General features: G+C 58.1%; 24 protein-coding genes, 2 tRNA genes and 1 rRNA gene. All 27 read right to left on the reverse strand.

Annotation, left to right across the window (positions count from 1 at the left end; all coding sequences use genetic code 11):
• The 27 genes from J4862_RS07575 to rplR all read right to left on the reverse strand — a co-directional run bounded on the left by J4862_RS07575 (position 1) and on the right by rplR (position 24,281).
• Positions 1 to 1,185 carry a DUF1735 and LamG domain-containing protein gene (locus J4862_RS07575; protein WP_211788504.1) on the reverse strand — a complete coding sequence of 395 codons (1,185 nt, stop codon included), beginning with the start codon at positions 1,183 to 1,185 and terminating at the stop codon, positions 1 to 3.
• Positions 1,186 to 1,199: 14 nt separating this feature from the next.
• The gene (locus tag J4862_RS07580) at positions 1,200 to 2,315 is read right to left on the reverse strand and encodes a glycoside hydrolase family 18 (RefSeq protein ID WP_211788505.1); all 1,116 of its coding nucleotides are present in this window, start codon (positions 2,313 to 2,315) and stop codon (positions 1,200 to 1,202) included.
• A 36-nt stretch (positions 2,316 to 2,351) separates the two neighbouring features.
• A complete protein-coding gene (locus J4862_RS07585; RefSeq protein WP_211788506.1) occupies positions 2,352 to 3,896 on the reverse strand; it encodes a SusD/RagB family nutrient-binding outer membrane lipoprotein in 1,545 nt (514 codons plus the stop codon).
• Positions 3,897 to 3,923: 27 nt separating this feature from the next.
• Positions 3,924 to 6,938: a SusC/RagA family TonB-linked outer membrane protein gene (locus tag J4862_RS07590; RefSeq protein ID WP_249107417.1), complete on the reverse strand. Its 3,015-nt coding sequence runs from the start codon at positions 6,936 to 6,938 to the stop codon at positions 3,924 to 3,926.
• Positions 6,939 to 7,561: 623 nt separating this feature from the next.
• Positions 7,562 to 8,182 (reverse strand): 16S rRNA (guanine(527)-N(7))-methyltransferase RsmG, encoded by a 621-nt coding sequence (gene rsmG, locus J4862_RS07595; RefSeq protein ID WP_211788507.1) that lies wholly within the window; start codon positions 8,180 to 8,182, stop codon positions 7,562 to 7,564.
• Positions 8,183 to 8,198: 16 nt separating this feature from the next.
• The gene (locus J4862_RS07600; RefSeq protein WP_211788508.1) at positions 8,199 to 9,059 is read right to left on the reverse strand and encodes an RsiV family protein; all 861 of its coding nucleotides are present in this window, start codon (positions 9,057 to 9,059) and stop codon (positions 8,199 to 8,201) included.
• Positions 9,060 to 9,512: 453 nt separating this feature from the next.
• Positions 9,513 to 9,586 (reverse strand) — tRNA-Ala (locus J4862_RS07605).
• A gap of 16 nt (positions 9,587 to 9,602) precedes the next feature.
• Positions 9,603 to 9,676 (reverse strand) — tRNA-Ile (locus J4862_RS07610).
• Positions 9,677 to 9,808: 132 nt separating this feature from the next.
• Positions 9,809 to 11,338, reverse strand: a 16S ribosomal RNA gene (locus J4862_RS07615).
• An 883-nt stretch (positions 11,339 to 12,221) separates the two neighbouring features.
• On the reverse strand, positions 12,222 to 12,710 hold the full coding sequence (locus tag J4862_RS07620) for a hypothetical protein (protein WP_211788509.1): 489 nt from the start codon (positions 12,708 to 12,710) through the stop codon (positions 12,222 to 12,224).
• A gap of 63 nt (positions 12,711 to 12,773) precedes the next feature.
• Positions 12,774 to 14,192 carry a chromosomal replication initiator protein DnaA gene (dnaA, locus tag J4862_RS07625; protein WP_211788510.1) on the reverse strand — a complete coding sequence of 473 codons (1,419 nt, stop codon included), beginning with the start codon at positions 14,190 to 14,192 and terminating at the stop codon, positions 12,774 to 12,776.
• 598 nt (positions 14,193 to 14,790) lie between these two features.
• Complete coding sequence (locus tag J4862_RS07630; protein WP_211788511.1) at positions 14,791 to 14,943, reverse strand: hypothetical protein; 153 nt, start codon at positions 14,941 to 14,943, stop codon at positions 14,791 to 14,793.
• A 319-nt stretch (positions 14,944 to 15,262) separates the two neighbouring features.
• Complete coding sequence (locus J4862_RS07635; RefSeq protein WP_211788512.1) at positions 15,263 to 15,790, reverse strand: hypothetical protein; 528 nt, start codon at positions 15,788 to 15,790, stop codon at positions 15,263 to 15,265.
• Between the two features lie 8 nt (positions 15,791 to 15,798).
• Positions 15,799 to 16,287, reverse strand: coding sequence for a hypothetical protein (locus tag J4862_RS07640; RefSeq protein WP_211788513.1), 489 nt, complete (start codon positions 16,285 to 16,287; stop codon positions 15,799 to 15,801).
• A gap of 729 nt (positions 16,288 to 17,016) precedes the next feature.
• Entirely contained in the window at positions 17,017 to 17,490 is a 474-nt protein-coding gene (rplQ, locus tag J4862_RS07645) for a 50S ribosomal protein L17 (RefSeq protein ID WP_211788514.1), read from the reverse strand.
• 7 nt (positions 17,491 to 17,497) lie between these two features.
• A complete protein-coding gene (locus J4862_RS07650; RefSeq protein ID WP_211788515.1) occupies positions 17,498 to 18,514 on the reverse strand; it encodes a DNA-directed RNA polymerase subunit alpha in 1,017 nt (338 codons plus the stop codon).
• A gap of 22 nt (positions 18,515 to 18,536) precedes the next feature.
• A complete protein-coding gene (gene rpsD, locus J4862_RS07655; RefSeq protein ID WP_211788516.1) occupies positions 18,537 to 19,142 on the reverse strand; it encodes a 30S ribosomal protein S4 in 606 nt (201 codons plus the stop codon).
• A 267-nt stretch (positions 19,143 to 19,409) separates the two neighbouring features.
• Positions 19,410 to 19,796, reverse strand: a complete 387-nt coding sequence (gene rpsK / locus J4862_RS07660) for a 30S ribosomal protein S11 (RefSeq protein WP_211788517.1) — start codon at positions 19,794 to 19,796, stop codon at positions 19,410 to 19,412.
• An 11-nt stretch (positions 19,797 to 19,807) separates the two neighbouring features.
• Positions 19,808 to 20,188: a 30S ribosomal protein S13 gene (rpsM, locus tag J4862_RS07665; RefSeq protein ID WP_211788518.1), complete on the reverse strand. Its 381-nt coding sequence runs from the start codon at positions 20,186 to 20,188 to the stop codon at positions 19,808 to 19,810.
• 32 nt (positions 20,189 to 20,220) lie between these two features.
• Positions 20,221 to 20,337 (reverse strand): type B 50S ribosomal protein L36, encoded by a 117-nt coding sequence (ykgO, locus tag J4862_RS07670; protein WP_005468190.1) that lies wholly within the window; start codon positions 20,335 to 20,337, stop codon positions 20,221 to 20,223.
• A 12-nt stretch (positions 20,338 to 20,349) separates the two neighbouring features.
• Entirely contained in the window at positions 20,350 to 20,568 is a 219-nt protein-coding gene (gene infA, locus J4862_RS07675; RefSeq protein ID WP_211788519.1) for a translation initiation factor IF-1, read from the reverse strand.
• Between the two features lie 13 nt (positions 20,569 to 20,581).
• A complete protein-coding gene (gene map, locus J4862_RS07680) occupies positions 20,582 to 21,370 on the reverse strand; it encodes a type I methionyl aminopeptidase (RefSeq protein WP_211788520.1) in 789 nt (262 codons plus the stop codon).
• Between the two features lies 1 nt (position 21,371).
• On the reverse strand, positions 21,372 to 22,712 hold the full coding sequence (gene secY, locus J4862_RS07685) for a preprotein translocase subunit SecY (RefSeq protein ID WP_211788521.1): 1,341 nt from the start codon (positions 22,710 to 22,712) through the stop codon (positions 21,372 to 21,374).
• Positions 22,713 to 22,718: 6 nt separating this feature from the next.
• Positions 22,719 to 23,165 (reverse strand): 50S ribosomal protein L15, encoded by a 447-nt coding sequence (gene rplO, locus J4862_RS07690; RefSeq protein ID WP_211788522.1) that lies wholly within the window; start codon positions 23,163 to 23,165, stop codon positions 22,719 to 22,721.
• Positions 23,166 to 23,192: 27 nt separating this feature from the next.
• Positions 23,193 to 23,369: a 50S ribosomal protein L30 gene (rpmD, locus tag J4862_RS07695; protein WP_211788523.1), complete on the reverse strand. Its 177-nt coding sequence runs from the start codon at positions 23,367 to 23,369 to the stop codon at positions 23,193 to 23,195.
• 31 nt (positions 23,370 to 23,400) lie between these two features.
• Positions 23,401 to 23,922 (reverse strand): 30S ribosomal protein S5, encoded by a 522-nt coding sequence (gene rpsE, locus J4862_RS07700; protein ID WP_211788524.1) that lies wholly within the window; start codon positions 23,920 to 23,922, stop codon positions 23,401 to 23,403.
• 14 nt (positions 23,923 to 23,936) lie between these two features.
• Entirely contained in the window at positions 23,937 to 24,281 is a 345-nt protein-coding gene (gene rplR, locus J4862_RS07705) for a 50S ribosomal protein L18 (protein WP_211788525.1), read from the reverse strand.
• Positions 24,282 to 24,283 lie beyond the last annotated feature (2 nt).

Below are 24,283 nucleotides of genomic sequence, written 5' to 3' on the forward strand. Positions count from 1 at the left end.
TTAGTCCTGATCGGAGCGGATATCCACCCAGTGCGAGGTCAGGTTCTGGTTAGACGAATAGAGCTCGAGGGCGGGCGTCTTACCCGTGTACTCCTTGAAGCTCGTACCCGCGCCGTCGTCCAGCTTCCAGTAGGCCATGAGGCCAGGCGTCTTGGGGTCTACGGCGTAGCGATTCTGACGGATCTGGCTAGCCGTACGCACGACGTTCCAGAAGCGTACCTCGCTCATGTAGTAGCTGGAGCGGCGGTAGGGGTGCGTGGCAGAGCGGGGGTAGGCCAGAGCGAACTCCTTGTACTGCGCCTTGATGGCGAACTTGGCGTTCTGGAACTCCCCACTGGGCTGCCCATTGACGTAGAGGCGTACCGTACCAGCGTCGCAGACGATGGCCACATGGTACCACTTGTTGCTCTCGGGCTTGACGGTAGCGTTGATCCCGTCGTGGCCGTTGATCTTGAACTGCAGGGCCTCACCCTCCCAGCGACCGAAGATGAAGCCTGAGCCCTCACCTCCACCAGGGATCCCCGAGCCGAAGCCCATGAAGGACTGGTTGTTGTAGCGCTGGCGGATGTCGTCGCTCTTGATGCGCATCTCCACCGTCCAGGTGTTGGTCTGGATACCCTCGGGGCGCATGACGCGCATGCCCTGGGTCGGCTCCAGCTTGATCGCCTTGGTCTTAATGACCTGGTCGCAGGCCACGACGAAGGTACGCTCGGCAGCCTGAGGAGCGAAGTCGGCACCCGTCACGCTAGAGATATAGACGGGGACGGCGTACTTCTTACCGCTCTTCTGCAGCTCGGCGCTGAAGGGCTTGATCTTGACGGTGAGCGCGGGGGCGGACACACGTCCTGGCTCGATGGTCAGCTCCGTAGCCGAGAGCGTATAGAACTCTGCGGGCAGGAGCTCATAGCTGGCATCGTAGCGCTTGTTGTAGGCCTCGAGGGCCGCCTTGTCCACCGACAGCTGCACCTTGACGGGCTGAGCCACGGGAGCAGCGGTACGGATGAGGAGCTCGGTCGAGACCTCATTGTCGCCGATGGTAAGGGTGCGCAGCGGGTCAGCCGCCGCGCCGTGGATATAGACGGAGTTGTCCAGGGGCTTGTAGTCGGCATTGGAGCAGCTCGAGAAGGCTGCCAGCGCCAGCGCTAGGCCGCAGACGGATAGGATCGTCTTATTCATCTTGTTCATTGCTTAGCCTGTGATTACTTGACGGGAGGGTTCATGATGCGGATGGCGCGGCGCAGGGCGGGATAGGTCCCTGGCTGACCCGAGACGGTGTACTCGTACTCCATGTGATAGGTACCGACACCGGCCTTCTGCAGCACCTTGCCGTCGACGATGGGCATCCAGCGCGCCATACCCTCGACGCTGGCCATGGTGTTGCCATAGCGGTCGCGGTAGTTGGGAGCGCCACCCGTAGAGGCGTACTTCTCGTAGTTCTCGGTGACGAGGTACTTACGTGCCACTTCGGTCGCGGGGAGGTGCCCAGCGTAGTTGCGCACCGTGGACTGGAAGCGGCGATCCAGGTCAGCGTCGCCGCTGCTGTCGTAGGCCTGGACGATGAAGTAGTCGAAGTACTTGCCCAGCTCAGGCACCATGCTCTGCGGCTCGCCGTTGACCGTCAGGATACGACCCGTGCCCGACTGGGGGCCGAGGCGCTTGCCGAGGGTCTCGATGAAGGCCTTCATGTTGTCGGCCTTAATCTTCTTACCTGCCGTGCTGTAGTTGGCATTGTAGTTGAAGGCGATGTTCCCACTGTGGCCGTAGCTCGGCTCGAAGTCGAAGTCGAAGCCGTCGAGGCCCAGCGAGTCGATGAGGTCACAGATGGCGTTGGCGTACTTCTGGATGGCGGCCTTCTGCTTGGCTAACGCCTCCGCGCTCGTGCCGTCCTCCCAGCCCCAGTACTTGGCAGCGTCCTGGCCGGCAGGGGTCATCTGCACGCCGACGTTGTCGATGATGAAGCCAGCGATAACCTTGGTCCCCTTGAGCGTCTGCACGGCCTTGAGGTCGGCGCGCTTGAGGTCGTTCATATTCTTCCAGTCACCCCAGAGCGAGACGAGGCCGAGGCTATCGGGGAGCCCCATGAGCTGCGTCTTCATCGAGGCCCCCTCACCCGTCCAGCCAGCGAACCAGCCGAAGCCCGTGGGTGCACCCGTCGCCTTCCAGGCGCGGAGGTTGGCGTAGTAGTCCTCCGTCGTCGTATTGCCACTTAGATCTGTGGGCTTGTACTGCGTGGGCTCCGTCCACTTGGAGCAAGAGCTCGCTCCAAGGGCGACGACAGCACCAGCAGCCAGTGCCCAGCGCTTGATATTCTTCATATGCTTATTCTTTACCATGGATAGTATAGGGCGGCCTTAGTTCTTCTTCTGCCACCACATCTTCGTGGCGAAGTTATCGGGGCCGCCGAGTAGGCCGACAGCCGCCTGGATATTGGCGCCATTGACATCGTACTCCTTGCGCGAGAAGGGCATGCGGTTGGCCACGTCCATATTGGCGTAGGCCGACTCGACGGTGCCCACCAGCGGGAAGAACTTAGGATAGCCCGTACGACGATGCTCACACCAAGCCTCGAAGCCCAGCGGCCAGAGGGCGATCCACTTCTGCGTGATGATACGCTCGAGGTTCTCCTCCGTGCTGGCACCCGAGTCCCAGCGGGGAGTGATGGAGCTGACGGCAGGCGTGCTGTACCTACCCGAGGGATCGGTGTAGGCTGCAGGCGTAGCCGTGCTGGCGAGGTAGCTCGCAGCCGAGCTAACCCCCCACTGAGCGAAGGACAGCTTGATCCCATCCTCGTAGAGGCTCTGAGCCGTAGCCGCACCCATGTTCCAGCCGATCAGCGCGGCCTCTGCCTTGAGGAAGGCCACTTCGCTGGCCGTCATCAGGATCGTGGGGTCGTTGTTGCCCACCTGGACATTGGAGTACTTGGTGTACTCAGCACCGTCCTGCGTGGAGCCCGAGCGGATCCCCTGGAAGCCGCCGCCTGGGAAGGTCGTGGCCGTGAAGTAGAAGGGACGACGGGGGTCATTGTAGCCATTCATGTAGCTCGTCAGGTCGGCGGCCACACGGGCATCGTTCCAGCCCTGCGTGATGAGCCAGAGCATGCTCTGCCCCTTCTGACGGAGGATAGCGTTGTCGCCGTTCTCCGTGATGACGCCGTAGGTCTGGCTGACGGCCTCCTCAGCGGCCTTGCGAGCCGTAGCGGGGTCGGCGTAGCGCATACGCATGGCGATACGCAGCTTGAGCGAGTTGGCGAAGCGCACCCACTTGCGGAAGTCACCCTGATAGACCAGGTCCTGATCCTTCATGAGGATGGCCGTAGGATTGACCGTCAGGTAGCTCGTGATCTCAGCGATAGCGGTGTTGAGGTCGGCGAGCATCGCCTTGTAGACAGCCTCCTGCGAGTCATAGGGCACGTGCAGGTTACCGCCCTCGATCTGCGTGTAGGGGATGGGCCCGTAGAGGTCGGTGAGGCGGTGCATCAGCCCCACGCGGTTGATCAGCGCCCAGGCGTAGCTGATGCCACGGCCCTGAGTACCCTCCTTGATCTTACGGAACTCGGGGTAGAAGTTCGTCAGGATATCGAAGGGCGTATTGATCCAGCCCTCGTGCATGTAGCGGAAGACCGAGAGGTTGTTGTTCCACTTCGTATTGCTCATCAGGAAGCGGCCCCAGGTATCCCCAGCGAGGCTGAAGTGCTGGAAGTAGCCCGAGCTAGCGGCGGGCACGATGAGCTGCTGCAGCTGGGGGAAGGAGGCTGCGATCTCGTAGTTGTCCCCACGGAGCTGCTCCTTGGTGAAGCTATTCTGCGGCTCGTTGATCTCATCGAAGCCACTGGTACAGCTGGCGACCGAGCCAGCCACGACGAGCGTGGAGAGCAGGATCTTCTTGGATATATTCATTGCTTGTAGTAGTCTTAGGTAGGGATACTAGAACTCCAGTCGGAGGCTGAAGCCGAAGCTACGCAGCGAGGGCATCATGAAGATGTCCGAGCCCTGATTGTAGGTACCCGTGGAGGCCGTTGCCTCAGGGTCGAAGGGAGCCTTATTGTAGATCATCCAGAGGTTGCGCCCGACGAGGGAGGCCGTGAGGCGAGCCTTGTTGGCGAGCCACTTCTTGGGCAGCGTGTAGCCCAGCGAGAGCTCCTGCAGGCGTACGTTGGTCGCATCGTAGATGTACTCCTGGAGGATCCCGTTGCGGCCAGCCACTTCGTTGTAGTAGCCCTCGGCATCGACCATACCCTTATTGACACGGATACCGCCTGCGTTGCGTGCATCAGCCGAAGCCTGCGATACGCCGTAGGCATCCATCATCATCTGCGTCATCGAGGTCACCTGACCACCGAAGCGAGCTGCGACGAGTGCCGTGAGGTTGATCCCCTGCCAGGAGAAGGCATTGCGCCAGCCGAGGTTGCCATCGGGCAGTACGCTACCGATCTTGCGGGGCGTCTCGAGGTTGGTCGCCTTGACATTATTGGAGGAGGGGTCTACCCAGATATTGCCGTTCTCATCGCGCTGGAAGTCACGCGAGGTGTAGAGGTCACCCATAGAGCCATCCTTCACCAGGCGCACGTTGCCCATGTTGAGGAAGGGCAGGCTGTAGGTCTCCTTGGTGACGGGGTCGTAGTAGTTGTCCAGCAGCTCGACGATACGGTTGCGGTTGAAGCTGTAGGTGACGTTGGTCTCCCAGTTCAGCTTGCCGAACTCCTGACGATAGCCCAGGGCGAACTCCATACCATAGTTGCGCACATTACCCGACTGCACATACATCGAGGAGTAGCCACTGGCGGGCGAGGTCGTGATGTTGAAGGTCTGATTCTTCGTATCCGACAGGTACCAGGTGACGTCCAGCGAGAGGGCGTTGCGCAGGAAGCGCATGTTCAGACCCGCTTCCCACGAGGAGGTTTTCTCAGGATAGAGCTTCCCGAGGGGACGATAGGTGGGGGCTACCCAGGTACGCGACTTGGAGTCCCAGGTGTAGCGAGGCTGCGTGAGGTTGCGTGGCAGCGGCGAGCCTACGTCCGCGTAGGACACACGAGCCTTGAGGTAGCTGACGAACTCAGGGAGCTTCACCATATCGGAGATCACACCCGAGAGCCCGATCGAGGGGAAGAAGTAGGAGAGCTGCTCCGTACCGGCCAGCGTCGAGGACCACTCATTACGCGCCGTGACGGTGAGGAAGAGGTAGCGCTTGTAGCCCAGCTCGGCGCTCCCGAAGGTCGCCAGCGAGCGCTCGCGCCAGCCGCCTGCACTCGGAGAGCCGAGGTTGCGGTCGATGTTGTAGACGTTGAAGCCATTGGGTACATCGGCCAGAGGACCGCCGTAGCCCAGGGACTTGTAGGAGGTGTTGGAGAGGCTACCCCCGATATTGGCCGTGAGGCTGTAGTCGTCCCCGAAGTTCTTGTTGATGTTGGCCATAGCATCGGCGTACATCTGCTTCTCCTCGGAGCGGCTCTCGCCATAGCTCCCCTTGAGGCTACCGCCCGTCCAATAGGTATCGGTACCAGCGCGGAACTTGTCCGAGCTATTGACCACGGAGTTATCGATGCGGATACGTCCCGTCAGGTCGAGCCAGTCAGTGACCTTCCACTTGAGGCTACCGTTGAGCATATAGCGCTCGCGGCCCTGGTGGCGGTTCTTGCCATACATCTGCCAGTAGGGGTTCTCCATGTCGATACCGCCGTTGCCCCAGCGCCAGTTCTGTACGCTGACGTTGCGCGCCTCGTCGTAGATCTCATACTGACGCACCTCGTCGAAGCTCTCCCCACGGGGGTAGAGGTAGAGTGCGGGCAGCGGGTTGTAGTAGTAGCCCTGCGCCACCATGTTCTTCTGATTCTGGATGATGTACTGCGCCCCGAGGTCGAGGTGGAGCTTATCGCCAAGGAACTTGGTGGAGTTACGGAAGGTGAAGTTGTAGCGGTTGTAGTGGTTGTTGGGCAGGATCCCTGCGGAGTTGGTCGTCGCTGCCGAGAGGTAGGTCTGATTCTTGTCCGTACCCGTGGTGAGGGCTACCGAGTTGATGACGTTAGTCCCGGTGTTGAAGAAGTTCTTCGGATCGTAGTTCAGCGCAGCGCCCTTAGCACCCCAGCTGCGGAAGGAGCCAGGGACATTGCCGTACTCGCTCTGGAAGCGGGGCATGATGAAGGGATCGGAGAAGGTCGTGCTGTTGGAGAACTCGAGCTTGACCTTACCTTCCTTACCCTTCTTGGTGGTGATGAGGATGACCCCCTGTGCAGCGCTGGAGCCGTAGAGGGCAGCAGCGGCAGGCCCCGAGAGGACGCTCATGCTCTCGATATCATCGGGGTTGATGTCCGAGATACCTTCGCCGCTAGGCTGGCTGGAGTATTCGCCCGAGGTAGCACCGTTATTGACGTTGAAGATGGGTACCCCGTCGATGACGTAGAGGGCGTTATTATTGGCGCTGATGGACTTGATCCCACGCATGACGACACGCGTAGCACCGCCGACGCCAGCTGCCGAGCTATTGATGTTGACCCCAGCGACCTTACCCGCGAGGCTGTTCATGAAGTTGGCGTCCTTGACGGCCGTCAGGCTCTCGCCCTTGACCTCCTGGACATTATAGCTCAGCGCCTTCTGCGAGCGCTTGATCCCGAGGGCGGTGACGACCACGGCATCGATCTGCTTGTCTGCCGAGGCGAGCTCGATCTGGAGCTCCGTCTGCTTGCCTACGGGCACCTCCTTGGTCGTGTAGCCGATGTAGCTGACCACGAGGGTAGCCCCAGCCTTCACGCCCTTGAGGGTGAACTTACCGTTGATGTCGGTCACAGCACCCTGTCCCGACGCTCCCTTTACGGTCACTGTCGCACCGATCAGGGGCTCATGATCGGCGGCATCCGTGACGGTACCGCTCACACCTCTACCCTGGGCAGCTGCTGTAGCCACACAGAGCACGAGGCTCATGAGGAATAATAGTACTTTCTTCATATAGTTAAATTAAACACACTTGTGTACAATCCTTGGGCTGGGTGAGGCGCAGTGCGTGGCGCTGCTCACCCGACGAGCAGCTCCCCGTGTAGGGCCGCTGACTCGCAATAGTCTTTCAGCCACTAAGCCCCCCGAAGCAAAGGGCACGTCGCGGCAAAAAACCGGGCTAAGATAGGCAAAATAAGCCTGCCAGCAAAGGCGTATTAGGCCCTGAGACTTAATAAATTATTTAAGGAAATATATTCCCCTCAGTCTCTGCCCGCTACGCCCCTCGGGAAGGGCGCTTGCCCAAGGCGTGCGAAGGCCCCGTTGCGCCCTTATTTAGGCCGCCGTCCCCTCCCGAGGGAGGCTGTGCGGCAGGCTTAGCCCAGAGCGCCGCTGAGGAATATCAGTCAGGAGGCTGAGGGACGTCCATCAGCGCCGCGAGGGATAGCAGTCAGCAAGCCGAGGGATAAGGGCAAGGAAAGCCCCCTGCTAAGGGCGCTTGCTCCTCAAGCAAGGCCTCCGCCCAAGCGCCCGCAGCGGCCAAGCCCGAGCACAGAAAAAGCCGAGCGGACAGAGACGCTACTGCATCGCTGTCCGCTCGGCTGGGGGCTTCGCCCACCTGGGGCTGCCGAAAGGGCTTAGAGAGGAAGGTAGACGACCTTCTTGGTCTTGAAGAAGTCCTCCTTGAAGGTCGGATAGAGCTCCTGCACCTCGACGATACGCTTGTAGGGGCGTAGCTCGGCCTGCAGCTCACCACCCTTGAGACAGATGAGCCCATTAGGCATACCGTTGCGCTGCTCGTGGTGCACGAGGCGACGCACGAAGCCTACCAGCTCGCTGAGCTGCATCACGGCGCGGCTCACGACAAAGTCAAACTGCTCCTGGACGTCCTCGCCACGGCCGTGCAGCGTACGCACGTTCGTCAGACCAAGGGCCTCGGCGACCGCTGCGGCGACCTTGACCTTCTTGCCTATGCTATCCACGAGGAGAAACTCACACTCGGGGAAGAGGATCGCCAGCGGGATCCCAGGGAAGCCGCCACCCGTACCGAAGTCGAGGATACGCGTGCCGGGCTTGAAGCGGATCATCTGTGCGATGCCCAGCGAGTGCAGGATGTGATGCTCGTAGAGGGCGTCGATGTCCTTGCGGGAGATGACGTTGATCTTGGCGTTCCAGTCGCGGTAGAGGGCGTCCAGAGCAGCGAACTGGCGCTGCTGCTCCTCAGTGAGCTGGGGGAAGTACTTCAGGATAAGCTCCATCGAATGGTAGGGGGACTTAGTTCGTAGGGAGATAGGCCGCCAGCGGCGAACCAGGGCGCAGGAGCTTCGTCAGCTCGACATAGGGCACGCGCACACGGATCGTACCCGCGGCGAAGGGCGCTATCTCGTAGGGGTTGTAGCAATAGATGAGCCCCTCGGGCGAGAGGGTGAAGTTATCGTTCGGCGCAAAGTCCGTGAGGTAGGCCCCGATCTTCTCCTCCAGCTCCTCGACCGTCTTGCAGCCGTAGGTCGTAAGGGCACAGCGCTGCAGCACCTTGGCCAGCTCGGGCTGATAGCCGTCGACGAAGAGGTCGCCCTCACTGAGCACGGTGCGCGTCTTGAGGTCGATATTGTAGTAGGAGGTGCCGAGGAGCCCATGCGCCGCACCTGCCGAATAGGTGTAGAGCTCCTTCTGCAGCGAGAGCAGCCCATGGGGGACATCTACGAAGCTGGCCTTGGTCACCAGCGAGAGCGCGCTCTTGAAGTCCGCGATCTCCTCGGCCGTGTACGTCGTGATGCTATCGTCTGGGGCGAAGAGATACTCCGCCCGCACCTCACGTGCATAGCTTGCCAGCGCCTCCTGCGGCGGGATGCTATCGTAGCCGTCCCCGAAGGTCAGACGTCCAAAGAGGCGCTGCAGCGTGCTGTCGGCCTTAGGGAAGAGGTAGTTGATGAAGACGTCCACGGAGGAGCCCTTCTTGTGCACATCGTCGTCGTAATAGGTACGGTCGAGGATGAGGGAGTCCCACTGGATCTCGGAAAGCATAGCCGCCGAATCCACCGCGCCCTTAGCTCCACCCGAGCCCGTGCAGGCCGTGAGCGAGAGGAGAACAAACAGCCCGAAGGCCAGCAGCAAGGAGGGGATACGATGTGACATAAGCATAGCAATACGCGCGATTATCAAGTGTGTAGCAAAGATACGGAATTATAAGCCGCCCACCTAGCCGTGCCGCTCTCCGCCACCCCTTGCCGCGCCCTCTTTCCGCTGCCTGCCAAAACGCCTCCACACACTGCCCACTACCCCTCCACGCTCTCTACGATCCGCCTCCCGACGTCCTATAGTCGACCAGCAAGGCATAAGGGGAAGCTCGCCCAGCGTAGTGTGCAAGGCAAGCCGCGTAGAGGTCTAAGGGAAGACTGAAAAGCCGATAAGGCAAAGCAGCGTAGTATATAAAGACAAGGAGGGAAAGGGCCAAGCAAGCCCGGAGACCTAAGACAGCGCGGCTATAACTAAGGAAGAATGCCCCGCCGCCCGCCGCGCACAGTAGGGATAAAAGGAAAGCCGCTAGTCACTAGGCGTACCTAGTAACTAGCGGCTCTTAGTCGGAAGTGGAGAATAACGGATTCGAACCGTTGACCCCCTGCGTGCAAAGCAGGTGCTCTAGCCAGCTGAGCTAATCCCCCGGGGAAGTCTCTTAAGTAGTCCCAGGCAGATTTGAACTGCCGACCTCTACATTATCAGTGTAGCGCTCTAACCAACTGAGCTATAGGACTGTCTTAGGACTCGATAAGGAAAGACATTGATATGACAGCAGAAGGTAGCACGCGCGCTAAAGGTCCAAAACCTAACACATCTATACGTACATACTACACTAACTATACTAAAGCCCATTTTCAGAACTCCAGAAAGGAGGTGTTCCAGCCGCACCTTCCGGTACGGCTACCTTGTTACGACTTAGCCCCAGTCACCTGTATTACCCTAGGCCGACCCTCGCGGTTACGGACTTTAGGTACTCCAGACTCCCATGGCTTGACGGGCGGTGTGTACAAGGCCCGGGAACGTATTCACCGCGCCATGGCTGATGCGCGATTACTAGCGAATCCAGCTTCACGGAGTCGAGTTGCAGACTCCGATCCGAACTGTGATGGGGTTTGGAGATTCGCATCCTGTCGCCAGGTAGCTGCCCTTTGTCCCCACCATTGTAACACGTGTGTCGCCCCGGATGTAAGGGCCGTGCTGATTTGACGTCATCCCCACCTTCCTCACGCCTTACGACGGCAGTCTCTACGGAGTTCCCAGCATCACCTGATGGCAACCGCAGACAGGGGTTGCGCTCGTTATGGCACTTAAGCCGACACCTCACGGCACGAGCTGACGACAACCATGCAGCACCTACATAGATGCCCCGAAGGGAAGCCGACTTTCACCGGCGGTCATCTACATTTCAATCCCGGGTAAGGTTCCTCGCGTATCATCGAATTAAACCACATGTTCCTCCGCTTGTGCGGGCCCCCGTCAATTCCTTTGAGTTTCACCGTTGCCGGCGTACTCCCCAGGTGGATAACTTAACGCTTTCGCTTAGGAGCATACTGTATATCGCATACGCCCAGTTATCATCGTTTACTGCGTGGACTACCAGGGTATCTAATCCTGTTTGATACCCACGCTTTCGTGCTTCAGCGTCAGTTGTACCTTAGTAAGCTGCCTTCGCAATCGGAGTTCTGCGTGATATCTATGCATTCCACCGCTACACCACGCATTCCGCCTACCTCATCTACACTCAAGCCCGCCAGTATCAATGGCAATTTAGGAGTTAAGCTCCTAGATTTCACCGCTGACTTAACAGGCCGCCTACGCACCCTTTAAACCCAATAAATCCGGATAACGCTCGCATCCTCCGTATTACCGCGGCTGCTGGCACGGAGTTAGCCGATGCTTATTCGTAGGGTACATTCACTGAGGCACACGTGCCCCTCTTTATTCCCCTACAAAAGAAGTTTACAATCCATAAGACAGTCATCCTTCACGCGACTTGGCTGGTTCAGGCTCTCGCCCATTGACCAATATTCCTCACTGCTGCCTCCCGTAGGAGTCTGGTCCGTGTCTCAGTACCAGTGTGGGGGTTCAACCTCTCAGTTCCCCTACCCATCGTCGCCTTGGTGAGCCGTTACCTCACCAACTAGCTAATGGGACGCATGCCTATCTCACAGCGAAATTCATTTCCTCTACCCTGGATGCCCAAAATGGAGTGTACGCGGTATTAGTCCGTCTTTCGACGGGTTATCCCCCTCTGTGAGGCAAGTTGCATACGCGTTACGCACCCGTGCGCCGGTCGCCATCAGTCTTAGCAAGCTAAGACCATGCTGCCCCTCGACTTGCATGTGTTAAGCCTATCGCTAGCGTTCATCCTGAGCCAGGATCAAACTCTTCATTGTCAATATTTTTATTGTACTTTGTTTCTGTTTGTCTTGCTCCGAAGATGTTTCTTGCTTCAGATTCATTAGTGTTCTTACCTAAGTAAGGTTCGTATTGACGGTTAGGTCTTTTTGTTCCCTAAACGTTTGTTACTACACTTCTGTTTGTCAATATCAAATATCTCAAAGATCTCTCAAAGTCAGTCAGTAAGCATCTCTCAGCTTAGCTGCCCGTTTTTTTGATTGCGAGTGCAAAGATAAGAGCTTTTATCCAAACCACCAAATCAGCGCGATGATCCTTTGCTCTGCGTCCTGCTGTGACTTAGGCCTCAGCTAGCCTCGCTATCGTATCTCATTTTCGTCGCGCCCCTCGCTCGGTTTGCGGTTGCAAAGATAGAGCTTTTCCTGAATACAATCCAAATCAAAAGAAAAAGTCGTGCGCAAGTGAGCTTAGATTAGGGGATTAGACAAGGGGACTCAAAGCCAGGGAGCCGCTTCGATGGGGCTAACAGCGTGGTGAGGGCGGGGATGAGGGGCCGCCGAAGAGAATAAGAGCAGCGTTGCGAGGCAAGAAGAGCGAGCTACTTTATAGCTCGCGGGGCACCTATATATAAGGATGGACGAGCCGAGGGATAAGGCAGCCCTCCCCCACCGATATCCATCAACCTCACCACCGACGTCTGTCAGCGCCCCGAGGGACGCCCCTCAGCGCGCTGATGGGTATCAGTCACCCGCGGCAAGCGCAAGGAAAAGCAGAGACACGAAGCAAGCTGGAGCGAGTGCCAAGCAAAGCCACAGCACAAAAAGCCCTGGCCCCAGGTAGCGCTCCATCGGAGCAGCTACCTGGGGCCAGGACTATAGGGGGAATGGGTGGCGGGCAAGGAGCCCGCGTGGGGAGGGGGCGCTAGAAGGCGGAGAGCTGGACTTGGTCGGAGACGGAGTAGTCCGTCAGCTTGAGCTCCTTCACATAGGTCTGCACCAGCGTCCCCTGACGATAGAGACGCGCGACGAGGCGGACGGGGATCTCGGCAGGCTGATTCGCACTCTCGGTACGCTTAGCGATAAGGCCGATGCCGAGGGCGATCCCCCGATGGGTGAAGGTCGTCTGCAGCTTCTTGATCGCCTTGTCGGCGCTGTCCTCATTGTAGAAACTCTGAGCGACGAGCTTCCCGTCCCTATATATATTAGGATCGCCACCCGTCGAGGCCAGCCACGAGAGGTTGACGGGTGCGCCCGCCTCGATGCTGAACTCACACTTCAGCTCCACGCCGTTGATCCCGGGGGGGACAGGGCTATCGTTCTTACTGCTGCAGGAGGGCAGCGTGACTACGGCCGCAGAGGTCGCAAGGAGCGCTGCGAAGGGCAGCGCCTGGAGGAGTTGTCTTAGCTTCATATCCTTAGATTAATAATGGATTAATAATGGATTAATAATGGATTAATAATGGGTGAACTTGGGCTACTGGCCGAGGAGCTCGGCCTCGATCTGACGGACGCGCTCGCGGAGCTCGGCCTCGATCTCGAGGCGGCCCTCGATGCTCTTGACGCCGTGCATGATCGTCGTGTGATCCTTACGGTTGAGGAGCTTGGCGATAGCCTTGTAGGAGCTGTCGGTATGCTTCTTCACCAGGTACATGACGACCTGGCGGGGCAGGGCCAGCTCGGCCTTGCGCGAGGAGACCTTGAGCTGCGCGGCCTCGATCGCGTAGACGCGGCAGACGCAGTCGAGGATGCGCGAGGGGGTGAGCTCGAGCCGCTGGATATTGACCGAGCTGCCGACGACCTCGCGTGTCGTCGCTAGATCCACAGGGCGATCGGAGTAGCGTGCCCGCGTGATGAGCGTGCGTGCGGCGCCCTCGATCTCGCGGATATTGCTCTTCATGTTCTCGGCGATGAACTCCATGCACTCCTCGCCGAGCTGTACGCCGCTCTCCGCGACGCGGCTCATGAGGATCTTGCGTCGGAGCTCGAGGTCAGGGCGGTCAATGTGGAGCATCATCGCACTCTGCATGCGCGTCAGGATACGCGTCTCCATACCCTGCAGATCGATAGGGGGGACGTCGGAGGTGACGATGATCTGCTTGCCCAGCAGCGTCAGGTGATTGAAGATGTCGAAGAAGGCCTGCTGCGTCTTCTCCTTACCGATGAGCCCCTGGATATCGTCGATGATGAGGATGTCCATCTGCTGGTAGAAGTCGATGAAGCGCCCGCGGCCAGGGCCGTTGAGGCTGTCGCGCATGTACTGCATCTGGAACTTGGAGCAGGCCACATAGCACACGCGCATCGAGCTGTGCAGCTCCATGGCACGCTGCCCTATGGCTTGGCATAGGTGCGTCTTCCCCACCCCGCTGGGCCCGTAGATAAAGAGGAAGTTCAAGCCCTCCTGCCCAGGACGTGCCGCCGTAGCCTCGGCGATGCGCAGTGCCTCGCGGTTGCATGCGCTCTCGAAGAAGGTCTCGAAGCGCAGCGCAGCACTCAGCGCAGAGGAGTAGGTCTGCATCTTGGGCGAGAGCTGCGGCGCCGCAGGCTGCGTCGTCCCCAGCCCCGCAGTCCCCTCGGGCTGCGGCTCGACATCCAGCACGGGCTCGATGTCGGCGCCCATCACCTCACGCAGCACCGCCAGCAGAGGCTGCGCGTAGTGCGTCGTCAGGCTCTGGCAGAAGGTGCGATCGGGGGCGTAGAGGTAGAAGATGCGGAAGGTACCCTGCGCGTCACTCCCGGTACCGAAGCCCCCACAACGCAGCGGCTGGAACCACTGCTGTATGGTCTGCGCATCAAGGCGCTGAGTGAGGAGCTGAAGGCTCTGCTGCCAGAGCTCCTCAGCCGAGGGGCTAGGGGCGACCTGCGGGGCAGGCTGCGGGCTATAGGTCGTTGTCACGAGGCGGGTACTTAGGGGTATGGCTTATTGGTTCGTTCTATGGGCGGCAGGCGCACTCCGAGGCAGGGCACTTATCCACAGCAGCCATACCAAGACAATCGTCTGACATACAGCTCGCTAAGGCCTAAGCACGCTCCTCACGAGGGCTGAGCCTGGACTGCAAAGTTCTACAATTCGGTGCACTTAAAAAAACGTCCCCTTATTTGCTTTTCTCGATTATTCTCTATGCTCTTTGTGCTCAACCGCTTACAGAGCTCTCCACATAGCCTCGCCGCGCGCCCCTGGCTAAGTAGCTCATTGCTAAGCCTGCAGGAGAATACCCACAGGCTTACCCTCAGCCTTATCCACAGAGCACCTCAGCTCACTCACATTTGTAGCTCAAGATCTTAGCACATCACGGAGAAAACTTTTCCACAGCCGCGGAGCAAGGTGCTTAGCAGTCAGCGGTGGAAGCCCAAGCCTAGGCCAGCTCATCCACAAGGCCGATAGAACAGACTTGGGGCAAGGAGCTTGGCTTCCTTGCCCCAAGCTCTAAGCTGATCCAGAGCCTATTAGGCGAACGCCCCAGAGGCCTCTGGACGAAGTGCTGCCTACGGGCTTACTTCTTCCCCTGCGTACGATTAGGGTTCAGCTGCGCCCCCCTATTACCATGCACCAGGGAGTACTGTCGGTTCACGCCTGACGTTCCCTTGTTGGCGTTCTGCATGTTGGCACTGTTGTCTGCTGGCTTGATGGGCTTCTTTGCGCTCATTGTCGTGAAGATGATTAGTTGTTAGTAATAGCTTTTCCCCACCTAAGGGGGCAGCAAAGATAAGGAAAAGGATGAAAGAGCAAACACCTATAGTCCCCGAGTCTACTAGGGTACAAATTCGCCCGCCTCGATCGACAAGCATCCGCCTAGCTCTGTCGGGAACAAAGCAGCTAGAGCAGTCCACTAAGCCCGTCCGAATAGTGACTACTCGCCAGTACCAAGCCCACTCTCAGTGATAATGCAAGCAGCGCCTCGACCTGCTTCGTAGAGCGGGGTCAAGGCGCTGCCTAAAGTAAATCGCAGAAGAAATTGGCGAGTCCTAGCGCATCTTTAGATTGAAGCGCACGCCCTCCTCGAGCCACTGGAGCTGGGCTGGCTTGGAGACCTTCTTGAGCTGCTCGTTATACTGCACCTTATTCACGATTACCTCATAGGGACGTCCTCTGTAGCGAGGGACGCCCAGCGTCAGTACCCCTTGTAGCACACAAGTACCATAGGAGACACCCGACCAGTAATCGCGCGCGAGGAAGCGAACCTCCAGGGCACAGGCTACCGCAGACTCATCCTCGTTGCTCCAGACGGGGTAGAGGTTGATGGAGTGCTGCAGCTCCTTGCCGCTGCGAGGAGCGATCTTCTTCATCACGAGCTCTGCGAACTGAGCCCCTGCCAGATCGAAGGCATCCCCATAGTCAGTCCGGAGACGGCGCTGGACCTCAGCCTCGGTAGGCTGAGCGCGGTTCGAGCGCGAGCTCACGCCCTGAGACATCCCGCAGCTCTGCAGCACGAGGCTGAGCAAAGGCAGGAGCAGGAGCGCAGCTAGCGCACGGAAAGATTTTAGCTTACACATAGAGTAGCTTACTTCTTATAGACATCGAAGCTGGCGACAGAGCTCGCATCGCCCTTACCTACCTCCTTCGTCACCTCGTTAGCATAGCTAGGGGTGAAGATAGCTGGGTACGAATCGGGACGGAAGCTGAGGCTGACCGTCAGGCGGCCACGGAGCTCGAAGTCGTGCTTCCCCTCAGAGAGTAGGGCCTTACGAGCCTTCCAGCGCAGCGTCACCTCTACCGTAGCTTGATCCGACTGCGCATCATAGCTAATGGCCTTATCATCGAATGTATAGGTCATCTCATGACGCGTGTTGGGGGAGATGGCACGGCTCTTACGATCGACAGCTGCACGTGCCGCATCCTCCATCAGGGTACGCAGCTGCTGCTCCGTGGGGCGTACGCCGCGCTGGATCTCGGTGGACTGGCGCTTGGGTTCCTCAGTGACACAGGAGCTCATGGCTGCCGTGAGGCTCAGTGCCAGGAGCATACTAGGGAGTAGCTTCTTCATTCTCATTTCTGTTCTTTTGTTTATAGGTTAATAAAGTGAACTGCAGGGTAGCATCCGTCCGCTCGCGTACGGAAAAGAAACAGCGCAGCATCCTCCCCCAGCTGTGGGGAGGATGCTGCGCTGTCTATGCTAGGCGATTTCAGAGATAGGCTAATATGCTTGTGCGCGAAGTGCACAAGCATCCGTAGTACTACGGATGCCCTTTAGGCAATGTGGTGCCATCTCTGCATGCCAGACCATAACTATTTCTAAGGGGTAACTTTTAGCAAAGATAAGTCTTTTCCCCATGCCACACGACTAGGGAGCTCACCAACAGCTCGGAGGAGCCAGCCCCGAAGCATCAGCCCCCTTAATCCAAAGCCTCGCGGGCGGGCCTCTCTATGCCCCAGCAAGCGCTTGCCCTAGGCTAGCCCGCCTCAATATATTCCCCCGACCAGCCTCCGCAAAGGCAAGCGCAAAGGCGCCGACCAAGGGGCAGCCGATCGAGGCGTAAGGGAGAAGTCTGCTGACTGCTATCGGTCAGCTCACTGACGGGTGTCCGTCAGAGCCGTGAGGGATAGCAGTCAGCGAGCCGAGGGGCAGCAGTCAGGACGTAAGGAGCAGGAGGGGACGAAGCTAGAGGCGTAGGGTGAGCTCAGACGAAGGTAAGGAGAGGGAAGCTCGGGGGACAAAAAAGCCAGGGCTGCGTCCTCGAGGAGGACGCAGCCCTGGCGTAGTAGTGGAGGCGAAGGCAGATTACTCTGCGCTCTCTGCAGCAGGAGCAGCAGCTTCGGCAGCAGGCTTGGAGCTGCGGCGCGAGCGGCGCGTAGTCTTAGCAGCCTTCTGCTCGGCCTTAGCACCGAGCATGTTCTCGTTGAAGTCTACGAGCTCGATGAAGCAGACAGCCGCATTGTCACCGAGACGGTGCCCCGTCTTGAGGATGCGGGTGTAGCCACCAGGGCGGTCAGCGACCTTCTCAGCGACGGTGCTGAAGAGCTCCTTGACAGCGAACTTGTTCTGCAGCTCGGCGAAGACTACGCGACGGCTGTGCGTAGAGTCTTCCTTAGCACGCGTGATCAGGGGCTCGACGTAGACACGGAGTGCCTTAGCCTTAGCGACGGTGGTGAAGATGCGCTTGTGCAGGATGAGCGATGCAGCCATATTGGACAGCATGGCCTCGCGGTGCGCCTTCTTACGACCGAGATGATTGAATTTCTTATTATGTCTCATCTTTTACTTAGTCATTATCTAAATTGTACTTGCTAACATCCATCCCGAAGCTAAGCTGCAGACGCTCGATGAGGTCCTTGAGCTCCTCCATCGACTTGCTCCCGAAGTTGCGGATCTTCTTGAGATCCTCTTCCTCGAGGGCCACGAGGTCTGCCAGGGTGACGACATTGCCGGCACGCAGGCAGTTGAGGGCGCGGACGGAGAGGTCGAGCTCGCTGAGCTCCTTCTTGAGCAGGTCAGTGACACGGTTGATCTCCTCCGTGTCCTCTACCTCAGCTACCTCAGCGGCGAGCTCCTCGCTGCTCTCCTCGACCTCGACAGGAGCGAGGGTGAAGAGGCTGAAGTGCTCGATGAGGATAGCTGCCGCATCCTTGAGCGCCTGCAGCGGATGGATGCTCCCGTCGGTGGTGACCTCCAGGACGAGCTTCTCGTAGTCGGTCTTCTGCTCGACACGGAAGTTCTCCACCGCATACTTGACGTTGCGGATAGGCGTGTAGATAGAGTCAATCGCTATCGTCTGCAGCTCATTGTCCTTAGCCGTCTCGACTGCCTTCTCATCAGCGGGGATGTATCCACGTCCCTTATTGATGGAGAGCTCGATGGTGAGCGTGTAGGCCTCATCGATATGGCAGATGACGAGCTCGGGATTGAGGACCGCGAAGGAAGAGAGCTTGCCGTTGAGCTCCCCGGCCAGGAACTTATCCTTGCCAGAGATCGTCAGACGGACCGTCTCCTCGGTAGCATCCTCAGTGAGCGGACGGAAGCGTACCTGCTTAAGGTTGAGAATGATGTTAGTTACATCCTCCAAGACACCCGGAATAGTAGCAAATTCATGATTGACACCTTCGATCTTGACCGTCGAGATGGCATAGCCCTCGAGTGAAGAAAGGAGTATACGGCGCAGAGCATTGCCGACGGTGGTGGCATAGCCTGGCTCTAGGGGACGGAACTCAAACCGAGCGAATGAGTCCGACGCGTCCATCATGAGGACGTTTTCGGGCTTCTGAAATGCTAATATTGCCATGTGAGTGAGCTTCTAGAGTTTATTACTTAGAGTATAGTTCGACGATCAGCTGCTCCTTGATCTCCTCGGGGATATCCGCACGCTCGGGGGCGTGGAGGAAGGTACCGGAGAGGGAAGCACTGTTCCACTCGAGCCAGCTGTAAGCCGTGTGGCTACGACCAGCGAGGGAGTCGGTAATTACCTCTAGGCTCTTAGCCTTCTCACGTACACCGACGACCTGACCAGGCTTGAGGGTGTAGGAGGGGATATTGACGACCTGCCCATCGACAGTGATGTGGCGGTGCGAGACGAGCTGACGAGCTGCGGCGCGGGTCTTAGCGATACCGAGGCGGTAGACGACGTTGTCCAGGCGGCTCTCGAGGAGCTGCAGGAGGACTTCACCCGTCACACCCTTGGTGCGCTGAGCCTTCTCGAAGAGGTTGCGGAACTGACGCTCGAGTACGCCGTAGGTGTACTTGGCCTTCTGCTTCTCCTTGAGCTGGATGCCGTATTCACTCGTCTTACGACGGCGGTTGTTCCCGTGCTGGCCAGGAGGGTAGTTCTTCTTGGTCAGAACCTTATCTGCTCCGAAGATAGGAGCGCCGAGCTTACGGGCGATCTTGGATTTGGGACCTGTATATCTTGCCATTGTCTTCTATTGATTGAGTAGCAGCTCCGCCGCGGGAGTAGCGCGGGAGGTGGATAGCTGGGATGGAGGACGGAGTGCAGCCGCGACCGGTTATGAGGAGAGGATAGATATTGAAAGTATAGCCAATCTATTCACTCATCGTACCTCATCCGAGCATCATCCCTAGGGCTAGGCCCCGACACGTCCGAGAGCAGGGCTCTATGGCGGGACGTGGCGTGGGGAGCTGAGTACTACGATTGATATTGCTAGGGGATCCTAAGCGGAGGCTTAGACGCGACGACGCTTAGGAGGACGGCAACCGTTGTGGGGCATGGGCGTCACGTCGATGATCTCGGTGACCTCGATGCCCTTGGCAGCTAGCGTACGGATAGCGGACTCACGGCCGTTACCGGGACCCTTTACCAGCACCTTGACCTTACGCAGGCCGAGGTCGTAGGCGACCTTAGCGCAGTCCTCAGCAGCCATCTGAGCTGCATAGGGGGTATTCTTCTTGGAGCTGCGGAAGCCCATCTTACCAGCGGAAGAGGCGCTGATCGTCTGCCCTTCGTTGTTGGTCAGGGTGATGATGATGTTATTGAAAGAAGAGTGGATGTGAGCCTGGCCCACGGCGTCGACCTTGACGACCTTCTTCTTTGCTACTACTTTCTTTGCCATATCAACGTCTATTACTTACTAGCCTTCTTCTTATTAGCGACGGTCTTCTTCTTACCCTTACGCGTACGAGCATTGTTCTTAGTGCTCTGACCACGCAGGGGCAGACCGATACGGTGACGGACACCACGGTAGCAACCGATGTCCATCAGTCGCTTGATGTTGAGCTGGACTTCGGAGCGAAGATCCCCCTCGACCTTGTACTCAGCGCCGATGACCTCACGGATAGCGGCAGCCTGGTCGTCGGTCCAGTCCTTGACCTTGATATTGCGATCGACCCCAGCCTTATCGAGGATCTTGATGGAGCTGCTGCGCCCGATCCCGAAGATGTAAGTCAAGGCAATTTCTCCTCGTTTGTTTTGTGGCAAGTCTACGCCAACAATTCTGATAGCCATACTTATCTATTGGTTTACTTAGTTCGGTGAGACTAACCCTGACGTTGCTTGAACTTGGGGTTCTTCTTGTTGATTACGTACAGACGCCCCTTGCGGCGAACGATCTTGCATTCGGCGGTGCGCTTCTTGAGTGATGCTCTTACTTTCATATCTATATAGGGTTATTTATATCTGAATGATATACGCCCCTTCGACAGGTCGTAGGGGGACATCTCCACCTTGACCTTGTCCCCTGGGAGGATCTTGATGTAGTGCATACGCATCTTCCCAGAGATATGGGCGGTGATGACGTGGCCATTCTCGAGCTCGACCTTGAACATAGCGTTCGAGAGCGCCTCTAGGATGACCCCGTCTAGTTCTATAGCTGCTTGCTTCGGCATATATCGTACTTGATTAAAACTCGCGGTCGCCCAAGACGTCCTTGATAAAGTCAAACGAAGAGAGGATGTCGGCGCGGCCGTTGCGGATGGCGACACAGTGCTCGAAGTGAGCGCTGGGCTTACCAGTCTTGGTGCGCACCGTCCAGCCGTCGTTGCGGTCGAAGGTGACATTCTTGGAGCCCATGTTGACCATAGGCTCGATGCAGATGCACATTCCCGAGCGCAACTCAGGCCCAGTGCCGCGGCGTCCGAAGTTGGGGACACCTGGCTCCTCATGCATATTCTTCCCGATACCATGCCCCTCGAGCTCGCGGACGATGTGGTAGCCGCGATGCTCGCAGTACTGCTGTACCGCGTGGCCGATATCTCCCACACGCTTACCAGCTACAGCCTGCTCGATGCCGATGTAGAGAGACTCCTTGGTGGTGCGCAGCAGCGCAAGCACCTCGGGAGCGATCTCACCGACGGCGAAGGTGTAGGCGGAGTCGCCTGTGAAGCCAGCGAGCTTGGTCCCACAGTCGACGGAGACGATGTCTCCCTCCTTGAGGATCATCTTCGCTGAAGGGATGCCGTGCACCACATGGTCATTGACCGAGGTGCAGAGGCTACCCGGGAAGCCATTATAGCCGAGGAAGGCGGGAGTAGCACCGTTGTCACGGATGAACTCCTCGGCGCGCTTGTCCAGATCCAGGGTCGAGACCCCAGGAGCTATGATCTTAGCGACCTCGGCCAGCGTGCGCCCCACGAGGAGGTTCGCCGCACGCATGAGTTCTATTTCTTCGTCTGTCTTTAGGTAGATCATCTTAGTAGGCAGCTACAGAGCCTGTACGCCCCTTGATACGGCCGCTCTTGAGCAGACCGTCATAGTGACGCATCAAGAGATGGCTTTCGATCTGCTGGAGCGTATCCAGGACGACACCGACCAAGATCAAGAGCGAGGTACCGCCGAAGAACTGTGCGAACTCTCCTGAGATACCTAGGATACGAGCGAAGGCGGGCATGATAGCCACGATCGCCAGGAAGAAGGCCCCAGGCAGGGTGATTCTATCCATGATCGTATCGAGATAGTCCTTGGTTGCCTTACCTGGCTTGATCCCGGGGATGAACCCATTGTTACGCTTCAGGTCGTTGGCCATCTGCGTGGGGTTGATCGTGATCGCGGTGTAGAAGTAGGTAAAGAGCAGGATCAGGATCGCGAAGACGGCATTGTACCATACGCCAGTATTATCCGAGAATGCACGGACGAAGGCGCTGGGGCTGTCGCCCTGAGCGAAGGAGATCAGCGAGATCGGGAGCATCATGATCGTCTGCGCGAAGATGATCGGCATGACGTTGGCGGCATTGACCTTCAGAGGGATGTACTGACGGGCACCACCATACTGCTTATTGCCCACCACGCGCTTGGCGTACTGGACAGGCACACGACGCGTCCCCTGCACCAGCAGGATAGCACCAGCCATCACCGCGAGGAGGAAGACGATCTCGAGGAGGAACCACACGATCCCCCCAGAGTGGAGGGAGGTACGTACGCCCCACTCCGTCAGCACAGCGGCTGGGAGGCGGGCGATGATCCCGACCATGATGATCAGGGATACCCCGTTACCGAGGCCCTTATCCGTGATGCGCTCACCCAGCCAGAGGACGAACATACTACCGGCCGCCATGACGACGATCGCATAGATGTCGAACCACAGCCCGCTAGGCAGCATACCCCCAGAAGCCTGCAGCTGTTTGCCTAGGTTCACTAGGTAGACTGAGCCCTGGAGGATCAGCAGGAGCACCGTTAGGTAGCGTGTCCACTGGTCGATCTTGCGGCGACCACTCTCACCCTCCTGCTGTAGCTTCTGAATCGAAGGCACAACGATAGCTGCGAGCTGCATCACGATCGAAGCCGAGATATAAGGCATGATCCCCAGCGCAAAGATTGATGCGTTGGAGAAGGCCCCCCCGGAGAACATGTCCAGCAGCGCCATCAGCCCCTCGCGGGTCTGAGACTGGAGAGCTGTCAGGTGGTTCGGATCAATCCCTGGGATGACGATGTACGACCCCAGGCGATAGATCAGGACGAAAAACAAGGTGGTGAGGATCCGCTGACGCAGTTCCTCAACCTTCCATATGTTCTTCAGTGTCTCGATTAAGCGCATGAGCTACTAGAGTTTTACAGCGCTACCTCCCTGTGCGATGATAGCAGCCTCAGCTGACTTGGAGAAGGCGTTGGCCTCTACCTCGAGCTTGACGCTGAGCGTGCCGTTACCAAGGATCTTCACGAGGTCGTTCTTGCCGACGAGACCAGCCTCTACGAGCTCGGTCTTGGAGATACGGCTCAGCCCCTTAGCTTCGGCCAGCGCCTGCAGCGTAGCGAGGTTGACGGGCGCGTACTCTACACGGTTGATGTTCTTGAAGCCGAACTTAGGCAGACGACGCTGGATAGGCATCTGACCACCCTCGAAGCCGAGCTTCTTGGAGTAGCCCGAGCGGCTCTTAGCACCCTTATGACCACGCGTAGAGGTACCCCCGAGACCAGAACCTGGACCACGACCGATGCGCTTACGCGTCTTTACAGAGCCCGCGGCGGGCTTCAAACTTGACAAATCCATCTTTGCTTTCTGTCTTTTATAGGGTGATTACTCTACGATGCGGACGAGGTGCTTTACCTTCTCGACCATACCACGGATCTGTGGCGTGTCGTTGTGCTCAACGATCTGGTTGAGCTTCTTGAGGCCGAGGGCCTGGAGCGTGAGCTTCTGGTCCTTGGGGCTCTTGATCTTGCTGCGTACTTGCTGGATCTTTATCTGTGCCATTGTACTAATTCTGTCTTGTGGTGAGCACTTACTAGCCCTTGAATACCTTCTCTACAGAGATACCACGATGGCGAGCGACGGTCAGCGGCGAGCGCATCTCCGTCAGTGCCTGGATCGTAGCCTTGACGAGGTTGTGAGGATTGGACGAGCCCTTGCTCTTAGCCAGGACGTCCGTCACACCGACGCTCTCGAGGACGGCGCGCATAGCACCCCCAGCCTTAACCCCCGTACCGGCAGAAGCGGGCTTGAGGAAGACGCGAGCGCCACCGAAGGAAGCAGTCTGCTCGTGAGGGATCGTGCCCTTGTGCAGGGGGATGGAGACGAGGTTCTTGCGAGCAGCGTCGTTACCCTTCTGGATAGCAGCGCTCACTTCGCCTGCCTTACCCAGGCCGAAGCCGATGCGGCCCTCGCCATCACCTACGACGACGATAGCAGCGAAGGTGAAGGTGCGGCCCCCCTTGGTGACCTTGGTCACGCGGTTGATCGCCACCAGGCGGTCTACGAGCTTATCCTTCTGCTCGGTCTCTCTATTCTTAGTGCGATTATCTGACATTGCGATAGACAGTATTAAAAGTTAAGCCCTGCAGCACGTGCTGCTTCTGCTAGCTCCTTCACGCGACCGTGGTAGAGGTAGCCGTTACGATCGAATACTACGGTGGATACCCCAGCGGCCTGAGCAGCCTTAGCTACCTCAGTACCTACGAGGGCGGCGATCTCCTTCTTCGTGCCCTGAGCATCGAGCTTGAGCGAAGAGGCGCTAGCAAGCGTTACCCCTGCTACGTCATCGATCACCTGAGCATAGATCTGCTTATTGCTTCGGAATACCGTCAGGCGAGGACGCTCTGCCGTACCGCTGATCTTGGCACGTACACGCGTCTTGATCTTCTTTCTTCTAGTTTCTTTCTGTGGCATGA

The organism is Porphyromonas sp. oral taxon 275 (assembly GCF_018127745.1).
In the GTDB taxonomy this organism is placed as follows: Bacteria; Bacteroidota; Bacteroidia; order Bacteroidales; family Porphyromonadaceae; genus Porphyromonas.